Here is a 16,388-nt window from a genome sequence, read left to right as displayed (position 1 = left end):
TTGCAGGATAAAGACAAGCCTACGGACTTATTAGTTGTCGATGCGTTTTCGTCTGATGCCATTCCAACTCATTTACTAACGATAGAGGCATTCAGACTTTACCAACAAAAAATTACTTCTGATGGTGTTATTTTGGTGAATATCAGTAATCGCCATCTCAATCTGTTGCCGGTGCTGACCGCAGCTGGGCGTGATCTTGAGTTGTTGGTGCTACATAATGGGCATTCCGGTAATAATAAATTAGGACAATTTCAATCAGAATGGGTCTTGCTTACAACTAATCAACCCTTGGCAATTCGCCTCATGCGTAATGACGGATGGCGTTTTGTTGCGGAAAAAGAAAGTCGATTGTGGACGGATGATTATTCCAACTTAATCCCTGTATTAAGGTGGTGATCTTTTAAAAGAAACTGCGAAACCTGGCTAAACTTCAGCCAGGTTTCCTTTGGTTTCCAGCCAGGCTTTGCGATCCGAAGCCCGCTTTTTAGCCAGCATCATATCCATCATGGCTATGGTGGCAGATTCATCATCAAGAGTGAGTTGGACCAGACGTCTGGTATTGGGATCCATAGTAGTTTCTCGCAATTGCATAGGGTTCATTTCTCCCAGGCCTTTGAAACGTTGAACGTTAATCCTCGCTTTCGTGGTTTGGGAAAGCTGCGCGATAATGGTTTGTTTTCCTCATCATCCAAAGCGTAATGTACTATTTTACCCGCATCAATCCGATACAAAGGCGGCATGGCAACATACACATGACCTGCTTGAACGAGTGGTTTAAAATGACGTAAGAAGAGTGCGCATAGCAGCGTAGCAATGTGTGCTCCGTCTGAATCGGCATCAGCAAGAATACAGAGTTTACCATAACGCAGGCCAGCCAAATCGGTTGAGCCTGGATCAACGCCAATAGCAACGGAAATATCATGAATTTCTTGTGAAGCTAATACTTCATTAGATTCTACTTCCCAGGAATTTAGGATTTTTCCTCGTAGAGGTAGAATAGCCTGAAAGTCTTTGTTACGAGCTTGTTTAGCTGAACCACCCGCTGAATCACCTTCAACCAGGAATAATTCAGCCTGGCTTAAATCTTGTTGCAGACAGTCAGCTAATTTACCTGGTAAGGCAGGACCTTGGTTAACCCGCTTACGAGCAACTTGCTTTGCTTGACGTAAACGTTTTTGAGCACGTTCAATGGCAAAAGCAGCAATCATCTCACCCTGACTACGATGCTGGTTAAGCCAAAGAGCAAAAGAATCTTTAATCACGTTACTGACAAAGGCTGCTGTTTGTCTGGAACTTAGACGCTCTTTGGTTTGCCCGGCGAATTGCGGCTCTTTCATTTTCACTGATAGTACATATTGGCAAGGTTCCCAGAGATCATCTGCAGTTAATTTCACTCCACGTGGCAGTAAATTACGTAATTCACAAAAAGCAGCCAGGGCATCATACAGTCCTGCTCGAAGACCATTAACATGAGTTCCACCTTGCGCGGTAGGAATCAGATTTACATAACTTTCATTTAAATTACTGTTGCCAGATGTGGCTGACCAGACTAAAGCCCAGTCCACAGTTGCTTCTTCACTGGCAAATTCACCAGTGAAGGGTTCATCAGGGAAATAATCACTGTTTAAGGATTGCAGTAGATAGTCTGCCAAACCTTTCTCATAACACCAATGAATTTGTTCATTCGTTGCCATATTAATAAAGGTCATGGACAAGCCAGGGCAAAGAACAGCTTTGGCGCGCAGAACATGAGTCAGTTGCTTAATAGACATTTTCGTTGTATCGAAATAGCTAGCATTAGGCCAGAAACGAATAATTGTCCCAGTATCACGTTTTTTGGTGACACCAATTTCATTGAGTTCTTCTAGCTTGTCACCATTGGCAAAGCTCATGCCGTAAATAATGCCATTGCGCTTGATGATGACTTCAACCCGTTCAGATAAGGCATTGACTACAGAGACGCCTACACCATGCAAACCACCAGAAAAGCTGTAATTTTTATCGGAAAATTTACCACCGGCATGCAGACGCGTCATAATGACTTCGACACCACTTAAGCCTAATTGCGGGTGTAGATCAACTGGCATACCACGGCCATTATCTTCTACCTCGATGGAGCCATCTTCATGTAGCGTGACAATAATTTGATTGGCAAAGCCGGCAATTACTTCATCAACACTATTGTCGATCACCTCTTGTGCTAAATGATTGGGTCTGGTTGTGTCGGTGTACATGCCAGGGCGGCGTTGCACTGGCTCAAGACCGCTTAACACCTCGATCGCTTCAGCTGTGTAATTTTCAGACATGGATAATCACTTATTTGTAAAAATATCTTTAGTTTAACACGAAAAAAGCCGTTGCGTTTAAGTTTATATTAAACACAGATTGATATTTTATTATTCAATTACGATAGGAGGAAACTTATCTGCATAATTTAAAGGTTTTTAGCTAAAGTAATTGCTGTTTGCATGGCTGTCTTGATAAACGTTTTCGCTAACTCGTCATTACCTTGGGCAGCAATAGGGCAACCTTCATCACATTGGCTGCGAATGCGGCTGTTCAAAGGCAATTGGCCTAATAACGTTGTTTGAAAACTTTCACTGAGTTTTTGTCCGCCCCCCGTACCAAAAATAGCTTCCTGATGACCACATTGGCTGCAGATATGTAAAGACATATTTTCTACTAGACCAAGAACGTCAATGCCTGTTTTAGCAAACATTTTCATAGCCTTTTGTGCATCCAAAGTAGCTACATTTTGCGGAGTAGTTACTACAACGGCACCAGTTATAGGGATCTTTTGTACCAAACTTAACTGAATATCACCGGTTCCAGGAGGCAAGTCAATCAACAAATAATCCAATTCATCCCAAAGAGTAATATCTAACATTTGTAACAGTGATTTTGCCAGCATGGGGCCACGCCAGATTAGGGCTTGCTCATTATCGGTGAGATAACCAATGGACATAGCCTGTATTCCATGCGCAGATACTGGTAAATAATGGTTGCCACTGATTTCTACCGGTTTGGTTTTGCCGAGCATTAAGGGAATACTAGGCCCATAAATATCAGCATCAAGAATACCGACTCTCGCTCCGGCACGAGCCAAAGCAACTGCTAAATTAACGGTAACTGTGGATTTGCCTACACCCCCTTTGCCTGAGGCAATAGCGATGGTGTTCTTAACACCACGTAATCCTTTGCCAGCTAATTGAGTACGATGAGCTCTAATAAAAATCCATTGAGACCTGAATTTGATAATTTGGCAACGCTTGTTGCAAGCTCTCGCTAAGGTGGGGTATGAGGCTGTCTTCTAACAATTTGGTTGGGAAACCTGCTGCCAAGGTCAAATTAATTTGATTATTTTCTATAGTTAGTTTGGACTGCAAACCTAATTGAGGTATCGTCAAGCCAAGTGTCTTGTCAGAGGTAGCCGCAAGGATGTCAACTATGATTTTTTCTACATTCATCGCCGTTTAACCCACTTTTTGTCGAGTTGGCATGATAGCCTACGATTGCAAGTTCGGGAAGCTTGCTAATTCGATGAATGTAAAAAGCAGTCAGGACTCGGAGTGAAACAGTAAATATAGCTTACAGAGTGGTGGGTATATTAGGAAGAAAATAGAGTTTACTTTAGTCTATATGAGTCTCGAATTGTGAATAATTTTGGCAGAAAGGAAAAGGAAAGCCTTGATCCTGTAACCTCACCGTTTTATTCTGTAGTTGCAATGAAAATTTTATTTTTCAGGAGGTTATTTTGGATGGCAGATCGGATTAAGCGTGATATCTTAAGTATTCACATCGATTGTAATACTTGATAATGGCATATGTTCAAGGGCGTTCATTAAGTCTTTTAATAAATTTTCAGTTGTTGTTTCCAATCCAAAGAGGCGGGTTGTTAACCCTCTACTGCTTTTAAATGTTCTCAAGTTCGTTTGAATAAGCTCAAGGCCTTCGTGTGGGGATTTTGCTTTTATATCTTGCAATAATTTTTCCAGTCTTCCTGCTTTCTCTATTATTTTATCTTTATGAAATACACTCTTATCAGCAGCCGCATATAATTTATCCACATACTCATGCAATGTTTTGTACGCATTCAAGATAGCTATTCCAGATTGATATTTGTTCGTAATAATCCACCCATCGATAATGTCTTGGCGTAATTGTTCAATTGCAAAAAAGTCAAAGCGATTTGGGTTCCATAGCATCGTGGGTTTAAAGCCATTCCTAATTAATTCTCTATTTAGAACTAACATCACCAATGTTCGGCAATTGCCGTCAATAAAAGGATGCAGTCGTTCTATTTTTGAACTAGTTCAATAATGACATCCATTTTGTTTTGATCGCCGGATACACGCTTTAGTTTTTCTTCATATTGCAGAAGATAGCGATTAATCTTCTCCTCGATGACTTTATGCGTCATTCTGGGTGAAACAAACCTGCATTTTGTATTTTTATTTTATCTTCTAAAAAATCTAAAGCATTCTCAATCCCTTGTTTTTATCAAAATTTTTTCATACTGTAATAAGGCTTCTTCTAGTACATCTACGCGGTCATTACTCAAAATTTCAAATTTATTTTCATTCTTATTGGCAATCACTTCTTGTAAAAATTCTCGCAATCCCTCTCTCGAAACATTACCTTCGTTTCCATCAGAGGTATTTAGTTTTAACCAAAAACCACTAAAGTCATTTGATCGAAAACGATCAAAGCGATCGAATTCCTCTAAGTTTGTTTTGCTTACACCTTCTAAAGCAGCTCTATATAATTGCACGATAAGTTGTGGAGTGAGTTTCTTGTGCAAGGTGTCATTCAGTAACCGATGTGCTTTAAGCATAGCAGCCATATAACCCGGCTCTTCCACATCAAATAGCTGAGCCCCTTTTTGTTTGCCATCTGTTGTGATTTGCCGATAATAGTCAATATAAAATCGCCATATTTCATCAGAGAATACTTTAGCATATTCATAATTCATGCTTAACTTAGGCATTTTTACGACCTCAGATTTGCGCTTTCTTTATTATAGTTCACCGCATTTATTGCATTGGATAGGTTAAGGTAACTATGAAACAAGCAGCTGAGTTAAAGAGGCAACTCACCACATAATAAGAGAAGATCCGATTGCTAATGGAATGCCTTTATTAATAAACTCTAACTTCGATATTACTACTATTTCATTGCACCAGGAAGATAAGCAATATGCGTAAAATAACCACACTCCTGTTTTGCCTTCTATATTCTTTTTCTCTTTATGCTGTTTGGGAACCTCGTAATGAACAAGTAAAACATAGCTTTGTTCCTGAGGTAAGTAATCAAGTATTTCGCGATCAAGTGATTAAATTTATTCGTGCAGCAGCAATTGAGCAAAACGCAAAAATTTTACAATCTAAACTGAATGATTTGGATGCCACATGGAGTAATCCTTATCAAAAAATGGATTGGAGTGTAAAAATCACTGCCTATTATCAAGGAAAGCAGGTGGGGAAGGGGTGTGCCCATGGCGCACGGTTAACGGATACTTTAAAAAAGGCAACGGCTTTAGCACTTAGTCAGCAAGCTGCTGATAAATTAACACCAGAGCAGCTTAAGGAGTACCGTTTTAAAGTTGATTTTGACTATTATCCGGCAAAAATTTATTCCTTTATTGAATATTATGATCAGGGACTTGAATTGGTGGGTAGTCGTGTTGCCATTAGAAAGTTAGATACCAAGGCGGTTGAGCAGCAAATAGAAAATAGTGAACACTATTTGTTAGAAACAATGCATCCACAATTGCACGGTTTTTTAAGTTTTATAATGCACGTGACGACAAACAAGAAAGTTTATTAAGGACTATTTATTCTTCATCCAGTTTATATACGCTGTTAAAACTTTACGCTTTAAACAAAGATCCCCAACTACAACAGAAATTTAAACCAATCGCCGATTTTATTCTATCTAATCAGGTAACAGAGGGGCCTAATGCCGGTGGTTTTTATTATGGCTTTGATCCCAATACGAATCAGAAAACGTGCGTGGTTGTGGTAGGGACTACTTCGAAAACTATTTTTACCTTGTTGGAGCTTGCTCAACTCTACAAGGATGAACCGAAGTATATACAGTCAGCTAAAAAAGCAGGGGATTGGTTATTGACGATGGTAGAGCAGGATGGCAGGGTAAAACCAATTGCTCGTTGTGATCGTGGTAGTTGGCAATATAATGAAAAACAATCATTTCTGTATTCTGGACAAGTCTTGTCTGCCCTATCGAGACTTTATGCAGTGACACAGGATAAGCGTTACCGTGCAGGGGCAACCAAGATTGCTAAACGCTTTGTCGATTTGGTGAATACCCAAGGTCCTTTAGTCGGTGATAATTACCGTCCGGCGAATTCTATCTCTACAAGTTGGGTAATGATGTCCTTGATTGATTTTGCCAAGGTAGATAATACACCGGTCTATCGGGATACGATCCAACGTGTAGGTAGTAAAATTTTATCCCGCCAGATTACCAATATGGATGATATCTATAACAATGGCCGTTATCTGGATGCTATGTCAGCTAGTGGCAATGGTTGGATTAATGAAGTCATGGGCGTGTTTTACGAGTTTTGTAAATCAAACCATTTGACGGATTGCCAACAGTATAGACAGGCTATTACCTTATCAAGTCGCTGGTTATTGCAAAATGCTTATACCAAAGAAAATACTTACAATGTCAAAAATCCTGCGCGAGCGATAGGAGGCTTTATTACCAACTTTAGAACACAAACAGTTCGTACTGATGCTGTTTGTCATGGCGTCAATAGCTTAATCAACTTATTGGCAATTGTAGGTCCGCAAGAACAGATTTTACTGGAATTACCTGAGCGGCCGTTGTCGGAGGTGTTGCCTTTATTGCGTAATGGCAACGGGTTTATGTAACTCCGTGATTCTTGATAATACAGTGCGACAGCAGCTCAAGGACATGTCATTAATGATTCATTTTCCTCTCTCGCGAAGGATAGAAATTCCTTGCGCACGAGAGGTAATTCTTGATTCGGAGGTAATAAAAATTTAGGCTGTTTTAATAGAGTGGTTTTTGCTGTAAAAATTCGTTGATATTATGTTTGGTTACTTCTTTAAAGCAATTAGTCTGCGCAAAGACCTTTCTTTGCCGTTCAGAACTGGTACCACGAGTTAGAATAGTTTGCAGGGTTGAAAAATAAGGTTGGTAATTCAGTTGATTAATATAAGGCTGCAGTTTTTCAATCCATTCTTCTAAGTCATTTCTCATCAGCTTTATTTTGCCATCCGTATTCATGACCAACTCAGCATCCAAACCATATCGAATAGCTCGCCACTTATTTTCCCGTGATAGCCAGTGGGTTGGATAGGACACTGATTCAAGCCAACTGCCATTATCATTAAACCAGTGAGCGAGAGTATGGATAAATGCAACAATTGCTAACGTTTCAGAAAGAGTAGCTGTGCCATCGCAAACCCGAATTTCCAGTGTGCCAAAACTAGGGCTTGGTCGCAGATCCCACCATAAATCTTTTAGTGATTTTATCGAGCCACATGATTTGAGTGTCTTATAAAGATATTCGAAATCTTGCCATGTCTGCACATGATAGGGTTGGCCGGCTGTTGGCAATGATTCATAAGTAGTTGGCCGACACGAGGATAGTCCGGTATCAATTCCTTGCCAAAAAGGAGAACTTGAAGATAATGCTAGCAAATGAGGTAAAAATACATAAAAAATTATTAAAGCGAATGCAATCTTCACCACTGGACATACCCAGATGAATATGTAAACCAAAAACACTCATGCGACGCGTCAGCCACTGGTTACGATCAATTAATTCTTGATAGCGAGCGGTCGGAGAAATTATCCAGTCGGAATATTTGGAGAAAGGGTGAGAACCTGTGGTTGAAAGTAAAAGGTTTAGTTCTTTTGTGACAGGTTGTAAGTCAGTGAATGTTTTGTAGAGATCCTCTTCAACATGTTGTACTGAATAGCATTTATCCGTGTTAATTTCTATGGTGCTTAAATAAAATTCCGGTTTAACTTTTCCCAGATGTGTGGTGGCTTCTAATACTTCTTCTGCGCGTGAGCATAAATTATAATGAGTGGCATCCATGAGTTGTAATTCAACTTCTACTCCCAAGGTAAGAACACCATCGCTACGAAAATAAATTTCGTTTTCTTCTGCTGAGGCTATCGTTGTTGGTGCAGCAGAGAATTCGGACTCAGGAAATGCTAATAAGGATTCATAGAGTTGATTTTGCATCAGTTAATCCTTCTTTTTATTATTTTGATTTAAAAAACTAGGTATCATGAATTCTTCGATTCAGATTTGTGGGAGATAACTTGTTTGTCCTCACTATATTTACAAAGGCTCCTACAGTTGTATGGAATAGTTGAGTACAATAGATAGTTTATTAAAAATCTATAGCTGTTGAAATGATTAGTACACAAACTACTTTTTCATACTAATAGTTTAAGCAGCTCATTTCAACCCTAGACGAGTTAGTAGACTTATTCATGAACAATTTTGACAATAATGTGTTAGAAAAAACTCAGCTCGATGTGCAATCCGAGCAGCGATCAAAAATGATCATGCTTGCCTTGCGCAAAATGATGCAACAGATGGATCACCATTCTAGACGTTTAAATAAGTGCTATGGGCTTACTGTCCCTCAAATTATATGTTTGTATGAGATTTATGAAAAAGGCATTATGACGCTTTCAGTATTGTCAAAGCGAGTTTATTTATCTACCAGTACCTTGGTGGGTGTTATTGATCGCTTGGAAGAAAAGGGTTTCGTTAATCGCGCCAGGGATTCAAAAGATCGCCGTATTATTTTTATTGATATCACCGAAAAAGGAAAAGAATTTGTTTGTTCCTCCCCCTATCTTCTCCATAACCGCTTGAATGAAAGTCTGCAGACTTTAGCTAGGGAGGAGCAAATAGCACTGGCTAATTCAGTTGATTTATTAGTTAGCATATTGAAAGAATTATAAGTTTTAATGAGGTATCTTGTACAGTTGTTAAATATATCCGGAAACACTAAGAGCAATTAAAATCGATCGCATTTGTTCACAACAGATAAATAGTATTCGTTAACTGGAAGAGGCTCTATAAACTAACGATTCAAATTGATTTGCAGATAATGGTTTACTAAATAGAAAACCTTGGCCGTAATGACATCCATTGGCGATTAAGAATTTTAATTGACTCTCTGTGGTGATTCCTTCAGCGATCACTTTTTTTGTAGTTTTTTGCCAGATGGATAATGACTTCAATTATGATTGCAGAATTACTTTCATTTTCAATATTCATGACGAATGATTTATCAATCTTTAAGGTATTAATCGGTAGGTTTTTCAAACGTGTTAGAGATGAATACCCTGTGCCAAAATCATCAAGAGATAAATGAAGGCCATTTTTCTCTAAAGCGATTATATTTTTTCAATGCTCGCTCGATTTTCTAACAAAGCAGTTTCTGTTAATTCCAAATTTAATGTGTCAGGCTTAATGTGATGTTTTCTTAATATAGATTTTATTTTTGTATAAAATTCGGAGTGGATAGTTGAACCGGTGATAAGTTGATCGAAAATTGTAAGGGTTTTTTATATTTATCATTCCAAATTTTAATTTGTTGACAAGCATTTTCTAATACCCAGTTACCAAGAGGAATCATTATTTCCAATTTTTCTGCGATACGAATAAAATCTTGAGGTATAATGTTTCCCAAAAGCTTATTTTCCCAACGCAAAAGCACTTCGCCACCAATAATTTGTCTGGTAGGTAAGTTATATATAGGTTGATATCTAAGGTAAAATTCATTTTTCTTAAGAGCGTTACGTAATTGGTTTGCTATCTCCAATTCATGTAAATAAATTTCCGATAAATTTTTTGTATAGAGTGTATAGGTATTTTTACCTGATGTTTTAGCTCGATACATTGCAGTATCAGCATTTTTTAATAAATCATGGTAGGTATTTCCATCTGATGGATAGATAGCAATGCCAATACTGACTCCAGTATAAAGTTGTTTGCCCTTGATACGGAATGGTTTATTCAAGATAGTAATTAATTTCTGTGCTACGAGATTAGCATCATGTTGCAAATTAACTTCTGTAAGAATGATTCCAAATTCATCGCCACCTAATCTGGCACAATAATCACTCATTCGTATGGCTTTTTTAAGCGTAGGGAAACTGCTTTAATTAAAGCATCTCCTATATCGTGTCCTATTGAATCATTAACGGATTTAAAGTTGTCTAAGTCTAGGTATAAAAGAGTAAAGTTATAATTATAGCGTTTAGCATTTTCGATCATTCTATTGGTGGTTTCTTCAAACGCCCGTCTATTCAGTAAATGAGTTAGAGGATCATAGGTAGATAGTTGTTCAAATTTCTCTTTTTGTTGCTGTAATTCTTTTTGGCTTGCAAGAGCGAAATCATAACTAGAAAGATAACTTAATATCAATGCGAAAAAGGGAATTAAATAGATTAACAATTGTATTAATAGCGCACTCAGATAAACGGTATTATAGATATGCGTTGAACCAAAGATCATATAACAAGATATGACAATTTGAGCGATCGCAATATAAAGAATAGAAAAAGGCAAGATAGAGAATTTTTTCTTAATTAACTGAGGATAAATAGCGAATATCAAATACAGATACAGGAATAAATTTATTAAACCAAAAGGGTGCATAATGGTTTTTCCTGGATATATAATTCGAGGAAATTTTTCTACACGTGGGAGCCAATATGTACAGTAATAACCGCTGCCAAGAATAAAGAGAATTGTTAAAATGAATAAACTTGCTATCAAGTGTTGTTGCTTTAAATTTTTTAGTAAGTAACTCGTTAAGCCCACTGCTAATAGGATTCCTGTGAAAATATTTGAAAGAACCCAAACATAGGCATGTAAATTTTCAATATTTTCACTTAAGGGAGATACCCATTCGTTAGCCAAGGTAAATGTGGTATTAAAGTAGGTCGCAAATAAATAAGCGAAACTTAAACTAAGCGCTACATTATCTTTTGTTAATCTATAATGAGTGAATGCAAGTAAAGCAACTATTGCCGCAATAATCGAAATAGACCAATAATATAAAGCATGGTAAATAATTACCGATTTATGCGACCAGCTAGGAATTGCTAATTTAAAGCCAAACAATATCCCCAATGTTGGTAATATAATTACCATTAGGATAAGGATTACAAATAATTTGGGCATCATGACTAAGATGCCATTATTGTATGAATTATTAATCATCCTTAAATTGAACAACTCCTGCTTAACATCAATTATCTGCCAAATATATTTAAACTATAGATAATACTACTATCTAAAACAACGCCTATTTCGGTAACCTTAACCTTTTACTGTCCTATAGAGGGTTGATCACTATTTTGACTCGGCAGATGATATTGCTAAAGGACTGACATAGTCCCATTGTATCCAATGACCGCTAGTCAGGTAATAGAGTCCGCATTTAATAGGTTGACTGCTTAGTTCGGCCAAAAGACGAGCGTACTCATTGACTTGTTGTTGGTGATGTTTTTTGGCCTCCATTTGTTCACTACCAGTTTTGAAATCAATGATCCAACGACACTCTTGAGTGATAAAGGTTCTGTCAATAATTCTGGTGCTAACAGTTCCTTGTTCGCCAACCAGCAATTCGTATTCATTTTTCTCTTCCGTGTGAGGTTGTATTAGCCATTGACCAATTGGATCTTGAAACAAAGAGGCGATTTGCTGACGAAGCATTTCATACGCTTTGTCTTGTTCTGTTTTATCCAAACCTAACTGTTTAAGTTGATTTATGACAAGCGACCAGGGTAGATTTTCATCGGTGCTGGGATGATGATCACAAATCCATTGCAGTAATTCATGGGTAACTATTCCTAGTTGGCGTGCATTACTATCTGTAGGCAAAAGAGTGGCTGTCGGTACTTTGGAGATAGACATCGATGGTAAATCAGGATAGAAAGCTAAAGGCAGCCGATAAAGTTCGGGCAATTTATCGGGAGGCATAATGGATTCCAATCTTTCTTCCTGGGCAAGAAATTCTTCATGTTTTAAAAAGCTGCGGAAAGTTCCTTGGGTTTCTTTTTCGCTACTGTCAAAAAGGAATAGTCTTTTTTAGCACGCGTAACTGCAACATACAGTAAGCGCTGTAATTCATAATTATTTTTTTCGCTATCCAATTTACCCAGATAATCATAAAGCAAGCATTGTTCTCGATGCGCAGCTTTTATAGGGGAAACAAGTAATAATTCACCATGTTTTTTACTGGGTAATTTTAACCAGCGTAACAAAGGCTTATCTTGGTTTCTGGCTTTAGAACTCAAGCCTGGCAAAATTACAGAATCAAATTCTAGTCCTTTGGATTTATGAATCGTCATCACATGTAAACGGGAAGGGCTGGTACGTTGAGAATATAATCGATTAAATTCGCTGTTAAAATGATCCCATTCAGGTAATTGGCCGTTGGGAGTACATCGATCAATCAAGAGCCAGAATTGTTCCAGGTCAGCTTGCTCTGTGGCGGTTAAAATTTTATCGCCATGCAATTGACGGAAAGACTGTGCTACCCAGTCAGAGAATGATTGTTGATGGCGACAAGCCAAGGTTTCTTGTAACACAGTATAAACAAAGCGAGCCCGTGTACGTCCTTCTTCACTTAGTGCAACTATATCGTCTAACTGTGATAACGCATAATAAATGGATTTTTTCTTGTCGAAATTGGCTAGTAAATGAAGATCAGCCAAAGATAGTCCAGCACAAGGACTTCTGAGTAATGCCAGCCAGGCCAGCCGATTTGCTGGCCTGAGTAAGGCTTGGGTTAATGACCAAAGATCGCGCAAATGAGGAAGCTTAGCTAGTAATTCAATCTCTACACCCTGAAAACTAATTTGTTGTTCGCGCAATAGTCGCATGATATCAGTGAGCTGATTACGTGAACGTACCAGAATAGCAATATCACTGTTGGGATTGACTTGTAATTCTGTAACAACACATTTTATCAACGCGTGTGCTTCTTGCTGGCGATCTGAAAATTGTTGGGCTTTGACGTAGCTGTTTTCATCAGTAGGTAGAACATTCATTGATGAATGAAAGGAAACGGCACCGGATTCCATATCATCGAGTTGGGGAAAAATAGTACGGAATTGGTTATTTACCCAATTGACTATGGTTGCAGTAGAGCGAAAATTACAACACAACTCCAAGGGTGTTAATCGAACAGGACCTATTCCTTGCTGTTTTGCTTTCAGGAAAAGGCCCACTTCTGCTTGGCGGAAACGGTAAATGGATTGCATAGGATCACCAACTACAAAAAGAGTTTTACCGTCATCGGGTTGCCAACCGTGGACTAATTTCGTCAACAATTGAAACTGTTGAATAGACGTATCTTGAAATTCATCGACTAATAAATGGTGGATGATGTTATCAAGATGAAGTGTCAAATCAGTAGGGGTCTCTTCATTACCGAGCGCAAGCAAAGCCTGTTGGGAAATGGCAGCAAAATCGACTTCATTTTGTTCACTGAAGATCAAATGTAAATGCCCAACTAACAAAGGAAGTAAAGTAAATAAAGCTTGTAGGACTTCCCATTGTTCAGGGTCATAGTGAGGCGCAGGTAGATGCTGTACTCGCAACAAGGCTTCAAGAAAATCAGGTGCATTATCAAGTTGGCTGAGAATTTCTTTACTATTTTCTTTTAAATGATTATATAAGCTATCCTCACAGATCCCGCGCTTCAGGCCGACATGATGATCAAAACTTTTTCTCAAATGTCCCTGAGAGGTTAAAAGTAAAGCAGCCAGATTGGTTACTAATTCTCTATCCAGTTGTGTGAAGCTATGCCAGTTACGCAGTGAATAGCGGGATGATTCCGGATTTGTTTCAAGGTTAGCGAATTGACGAACAAGCTGACATAAATCTTCCTGGCAATTGATAGGCGTGCTTTGTTTAAAACGGTTTAGTTCATGTTGTTCAATAAAGACAAGCATCTGCTCATAACTTGTTTGGCTTTGTTCACGAGCAAAATATAAAGGGGTTAACCATTGATCGCGATTGATTAGTAAGTCCCCCCAATAATTCTAAAAGCTTGTCCTGACGGTTGTCTAAATGTTGTAACAAACATTTTAAGGGGTGATGTAAATTTTTATCACTAAGAGCGTGCGCAAGACAGGCTCTTGCTGCTGCTTGATAATGGCGCTCTGGGTATTCGCTAATTTGTGCATAGGGGACTTGTTTTTCTTGCAGAGGGATTGCCTGACAGAGTGTTTGGCACAAAGAATCGATAGTTATAATTCTTAAACGTCCTGATTGTTGCAGAAGCTGCCACCCTCGTTCTGTGCTGCGGTTTAGTGCTTCGACAGCATAACCGTATGTCTGTTGTTGATGTGAAGAAGCAGGTAAGGTACCGGAAGCAGCTTGCTGTAAAGCCAGGATAATGCGCTCTCGCATTTCACTGGCTGCTTTGCGTGTAAAGGTAAGGGCAACGATTTGTTCGGGCTCGTTGACATTGCCTAACAACCTTAAATAGCGTTGCGTCAGTATTTCAGTTTTACCAGAACCTGCCGGTGCTTGTACAATAAAGGACTGGCGAGGGTCCGTGGCTTGTAGACGTTGTTGGCTGTCCTTAAGCATTTGATGATTAATCCCAAATAATTTCTTGCGCTGGTGCTCTGAGATTATAATTGGAACTCATGCAATGACCATAGGCACCGGCATTAGCAATGAGGATTACATCATTTTCCTGGGTCTCTGGTAGCAAGCGATCATAGCCTAAGGTATCTCCTGATTCGCAAATTGGTCCAACGACATGCGCAAAGCCGATCTTTTCCTGGTGAAGACAACTTAAATTGACTATTTCATGATAGGCACCATAGAGAGCAGGCCGCATCAACGAGTTCATCCCAGTTTCAATACCAATAAAGCGGACTTTGCCTTTTTCTTTGCACTGGGTTACTTTCGCGAGGATGACACCACTTTCGGCTACAAAGAAGCGTCCAGGTTCTAGCCAAAATTTCAAATGAGAAAAACGGGTTTTTACTGCCATTAAGGACGCATCCAGGGCTGCCAAATCCAAAGGCTGTTGTCCAGGTTTTTCAACGATTCCTAGGCCTCCCCCCAGATTAATGACAGATACGTCTGGGAATTGCTCGGTTAATGCTGTGAGCATCAATGCGGTTTGCTGCCAAAGTTCAGGGGTTAAAATCCCGCTGCCAGAGTGAGCATGTAAACCGATGACTTTAATGTGGTGTTGGGCAGCCAGCTGAATAACTTGAGGGAGATCATGCTGTGGTATGCCAAACTTGGATTCATTACCACCCGTACAAACATATTTATGATGTCCTGCACCACAACCCGGATCGATGCGTAATAGAATGCGTTTTTCGGTGAAGAGTTCTGGCCAATTTTCCAAAGGATATAAATTATCAACAGTAACGTGACAACCTAGCGCAAGCGCGTATTCATACTCTGTTCTTGCGGCAAAGTTGGGTGTAAAAAGCAGTCTTTCTTTGTCGATTTTGGGAAATAAGTTCAAGACATGTTTTAGCTCATCTATAGAAACACATTCAAAGCTAATTCCCTTGTTATAAAGAGTGTGCAAGATAGCTGGATGTGGGTTTGCTTTTATCGCGTAATAGAGTTGATCAATCGATTTTAAACTTAATAATTCATCCGCTTTATTGGCCTGTGTTGGACTATGATAGACATAACAAGGCGAATTGTTTGCTGCGATTGTTAGCAATTTCTGGCGTTCATTTTCCCACCAGGGTACTTTTTTCAATTCTGGTTTGCCGAACTCTTCCTGCCAACTTTTTGAATAGTAGAAACTTTGCGGGTTATTTTCAATCAGCAGGCTATGTAGTTTTTGGCATAATTTATCAGCTTGTGATTCATCAACAACAAAGGTTAAATTCAAATCATTTGAGGCTAAGGACATGAGGTAAATTTGCTGGGCATCGAATACTTCAAGGGTAGGTCCTAATTGGGGAAGAACGGTACGTATGTGATGACCAACAAGACTAACCGCACTACATGGTTCAATTAATTTAGCGCGACCGAAACAATTCAGATCAGCGAGTAAAGCATCTAGTGCCTGACGGTCACGCAGTTTGGCATTACTATCTAATGAAAGTGTCACGTTAAATTCTGATGAAGAGAGGAGGTCCACAGAAAACCCATGCATTTTGAATGCAGCAAATACATCGGCTAAAAAACCAACTTGTTGCCACATATTTAATGTATCAATGGAAATCAGAATAATACTATGTTTGACTTGAATGGATTTTATGGGCGGAGCATGATCATCACTTTCTTTAGAAATGCGTGTACCTGAATGGTCTGGCATACGGGTGAATTTGACTATCATAGGAATTCCTGCCCGACG

14 protein-coding genes and 4 pseudogenes are annotated in these 16,388 nt (G+C 38.9%); 4 read left to right on the top strand and 14 right to left on the bottom strand.

Annotated elements, in window-relative coordinates; all coding sequences use genetic code 11:
• On the top strand, positions 1 to 396 hold the full coding sequence (locus BN58_RS34760) for a polyamine aminopropyltransferase (protein ID WP_019217502.1): 396 nt from the start codon (positions 1 to 3) through the stop codon (positions 394 to 396).
• Between the two features lie 27 nt (positions 397 to 423).
• Here the strand turns inward: BN58_RS34760 and parE are convergent.
• From parE to BN58_RS14885, 5 genes and pseudogenes are all read right to left on the bottom strand, one after another.
• A pseudogene (parE, locus tag BN58_RS25985) lies at positions 424 to 2,306 on the bottom strand (DNA topoisomerase IV subunit B).
• 90 nt (positions 2,307 to 2,396) lie between these two features.
• Positions 2,397 to 3,467: pseudogene (gene apbC, locus BN58_RS25980) on the bottom strand (iron-sulfur cluster carrier protein ApbC).
• A 318-nt stretch (positions 3,468 to 3,785) separates the two neighbouring features.
• Positions 3,786 to 4,253: a hypothetical protein gene (locus tag BN58_RS14895; RefSeq protein ID WP_156812553.1), complete on the bottom strand. Its 468-nt coding sequence runs from the start codon at positions 4,251 to 4,253 to the stop codon at positions 3,786 to 3,788.
• 44 nt (positions 4,254 to 4,297) lie between these two features.
• Entirely contained in the window at positions 4,298 to 4,420 is a 123-nt protein-coding gene (locus tag BN58_RS36405; RefSeq protein ID WP_019217499.1) for a hypothetical protein, read from the bottom strand.
• 63 nt (positions 4,421 to 4,483) lie between these two features.
• The gene (locus tag BN58_RS14885; RefSeq protein WP_019217498.1) at positions 4,484 to 4,987 is read right to left on the bottom strand and encodes a hypothetical protein; all 504 of its coding nucleotides are present in this window, start codon (positions 4,985 to 4,987) and stop codon (positions 4,484 to 4,486) included.
• A 209-nt stretch (positions 4,988 to 5,196) separates the two neighbouring features.
• Here BN58_RS14885 and BN58_RS14880 point away from each other — a divergent pair, with 209 nt between their 5' ends.
• Positions 5,197 to 5,826 carry an amidohydrolase family protein gene (locus BN58_RS14880; protein WP_019217497.1) on the top strand — a complete coding sequence of 210 codons (630 nt, stop codon included), beginning with the start codon at positions 5,197 to 5,199 and terminating at the stop codon, positions 5,824 to 5,826.
• Between the two features lie 185 nt (positions 5,827 to 6,011).
• Entirely contained in the window at positions 6,012 to 6,899 is an 888-nt protein-coding gene (locus BN58_RS14875) for a glycoside hydrolase family 76 protein (protein ID WP_019217496.1), read from the top strand.
• A gap of 142 nt (positions 6,900 to 7,041) precedes the next feature.
• Here BN58_RS14875 and BN58_RS25975 read toward each other — a convergent pair whose 3' ends face one another.
• A complete protein-coding gene (locus BN58_RS25975; RefSeq protein ID WP_269570350.1) occupies positions 7,042 to 7,743 on the bottom strand; it encodes a carboxylate-amine ligase in 702 nt (233 codons plus the stop codon).
• Positions 7,652 to 8,248 (bottom strand): carboxylate-amine ligase, encoded by a 597-nt coding sequence (locus BN58_RS36400; RefSeq protein ID WP_269570344.1) that lies wholly within the window; start codon positions 8,246 to 8,248, stop codon positions 7,652 to 7,654. Before BN58_RS36400 ends, BN58_RS25975 begins: the two co-directional genes overlap by 92 nt.
• 254 nt (positions 8,249 to 8,502) lie before the next feature.
• Here BN58_RS36400 and BN58_RS14865 point away from each other — a divergent pair, with 254 nt between their 5' ends.
• Positions 8,503 to 8,982 carry a MarR family winged helix-turn-helix transcriptional regulator gene (locus BN58_RS14865; RefSeq protein WP_019217495.1) on the top strand — a complete coding sequence of 160 codons (480 nt, stop codon included), beginning with the start codon at positions 8,503 to 8,505 and terminating at the stop codon, positions 8,980 to 8,982.
• Positions 8,983 to 9,081: 99 nt separating this feature from the next.
• On the opposite strand, the pseudogene BN58_RS37935 reads toward BN58_RS14865, so the two are convergent.
• The 7 genes and pseudogenes from BN58_RS37935 to BN58_RS14840 form a co-directional block, all read right to left on the bottom strand.
• Positions 9,082 to 9,421: pseudogene (locus BN58_RS37935) on the bottom strand (EAL domain-containing protein).
• A 100-nt stretch (positions 9,422 to 9,521) separates the two neighbouring features.
• A complete protein-coding gene (locus BN58_RS36395) occupies positions 9,522 to 9,926 on the bottom strand; it encodes an EAL domain-containing protein (RefSeq protein WP_269570349.1) in 405 nt (134 codons plus the stop codon).
• Positions 9,927 to 9,947: 21 nt separating this feature from the next.
• Positions 9,948 to 10,543, bottom strand: a pseudogene (locus BN58_RS36390) (diguanylate cyclase domain-containing protein); the annotation flags it as partial.
• An 843-nt stretch (positions 10,544 to 11,386) separates the two neighbouring features.
• Positions 11,387 to 12,016, bottom strand: coding sequence for a PD-(D/E)XK nuclease family protein (locus tag BN58_RS34745; RefSeq protein ID WP_232220674.1), 630 nt, complete (start codon positions 12,014 to 12,016; stop codon positions 11,387 to 11,389).
• 44 nt (positions 12,017 to 12,060) lie between these two features.
• Positions 12,061 to 13,995 (bottom strand): UvrD-helicase domain-containing protein, encoded by a 1,935-nt coding sequence (locus BN58_RS34740; protein WP_232220673.1) that lies wholly within the window; start codon positions 13,993 to 13,995, stop codon positions 12,061 to 12,063.
• 25 nt (positions 13,996 to 14,020) lie between these two features.
• A complete protein-coding gene (locus tag BN58_RS34735) occupies positions 14,021 to 14,638 on the bottom strand; it encodes a UvrD-helicase domain-containing protein (RefSeq protein WP_232220672.1) in 618 nt (205 codons plus the stop codon).
• Positions 14,639 to 14,645: 7 nt separating this feature from the next.
• A partial coding sequence (locus tag BN58_RS14840) for a bifunctional aspartate kinase/diaminopimelate decarboxylase (protein WP_019217491.1) occupies positions 14,646 to 16,388 on the bottom strand: 1,743 nt, incomplete at its 5' end.

It is taken from the genome of Legionella tunisiensis (assembly GCF_000308315.1).
GTDB classification, from domain to species: domain Bacteria; phylum Pseudomonadota; class Gammaproteobacteria; order Legionellales; family Legionellaceae; genus Tatlockia; species Tatlockia tunisiensis.
The sequence above is the reverse complement of the archived record's forward strand: the minus strand, read 5'-3'. Positions and strand labels throughout refer to the sequence as shown.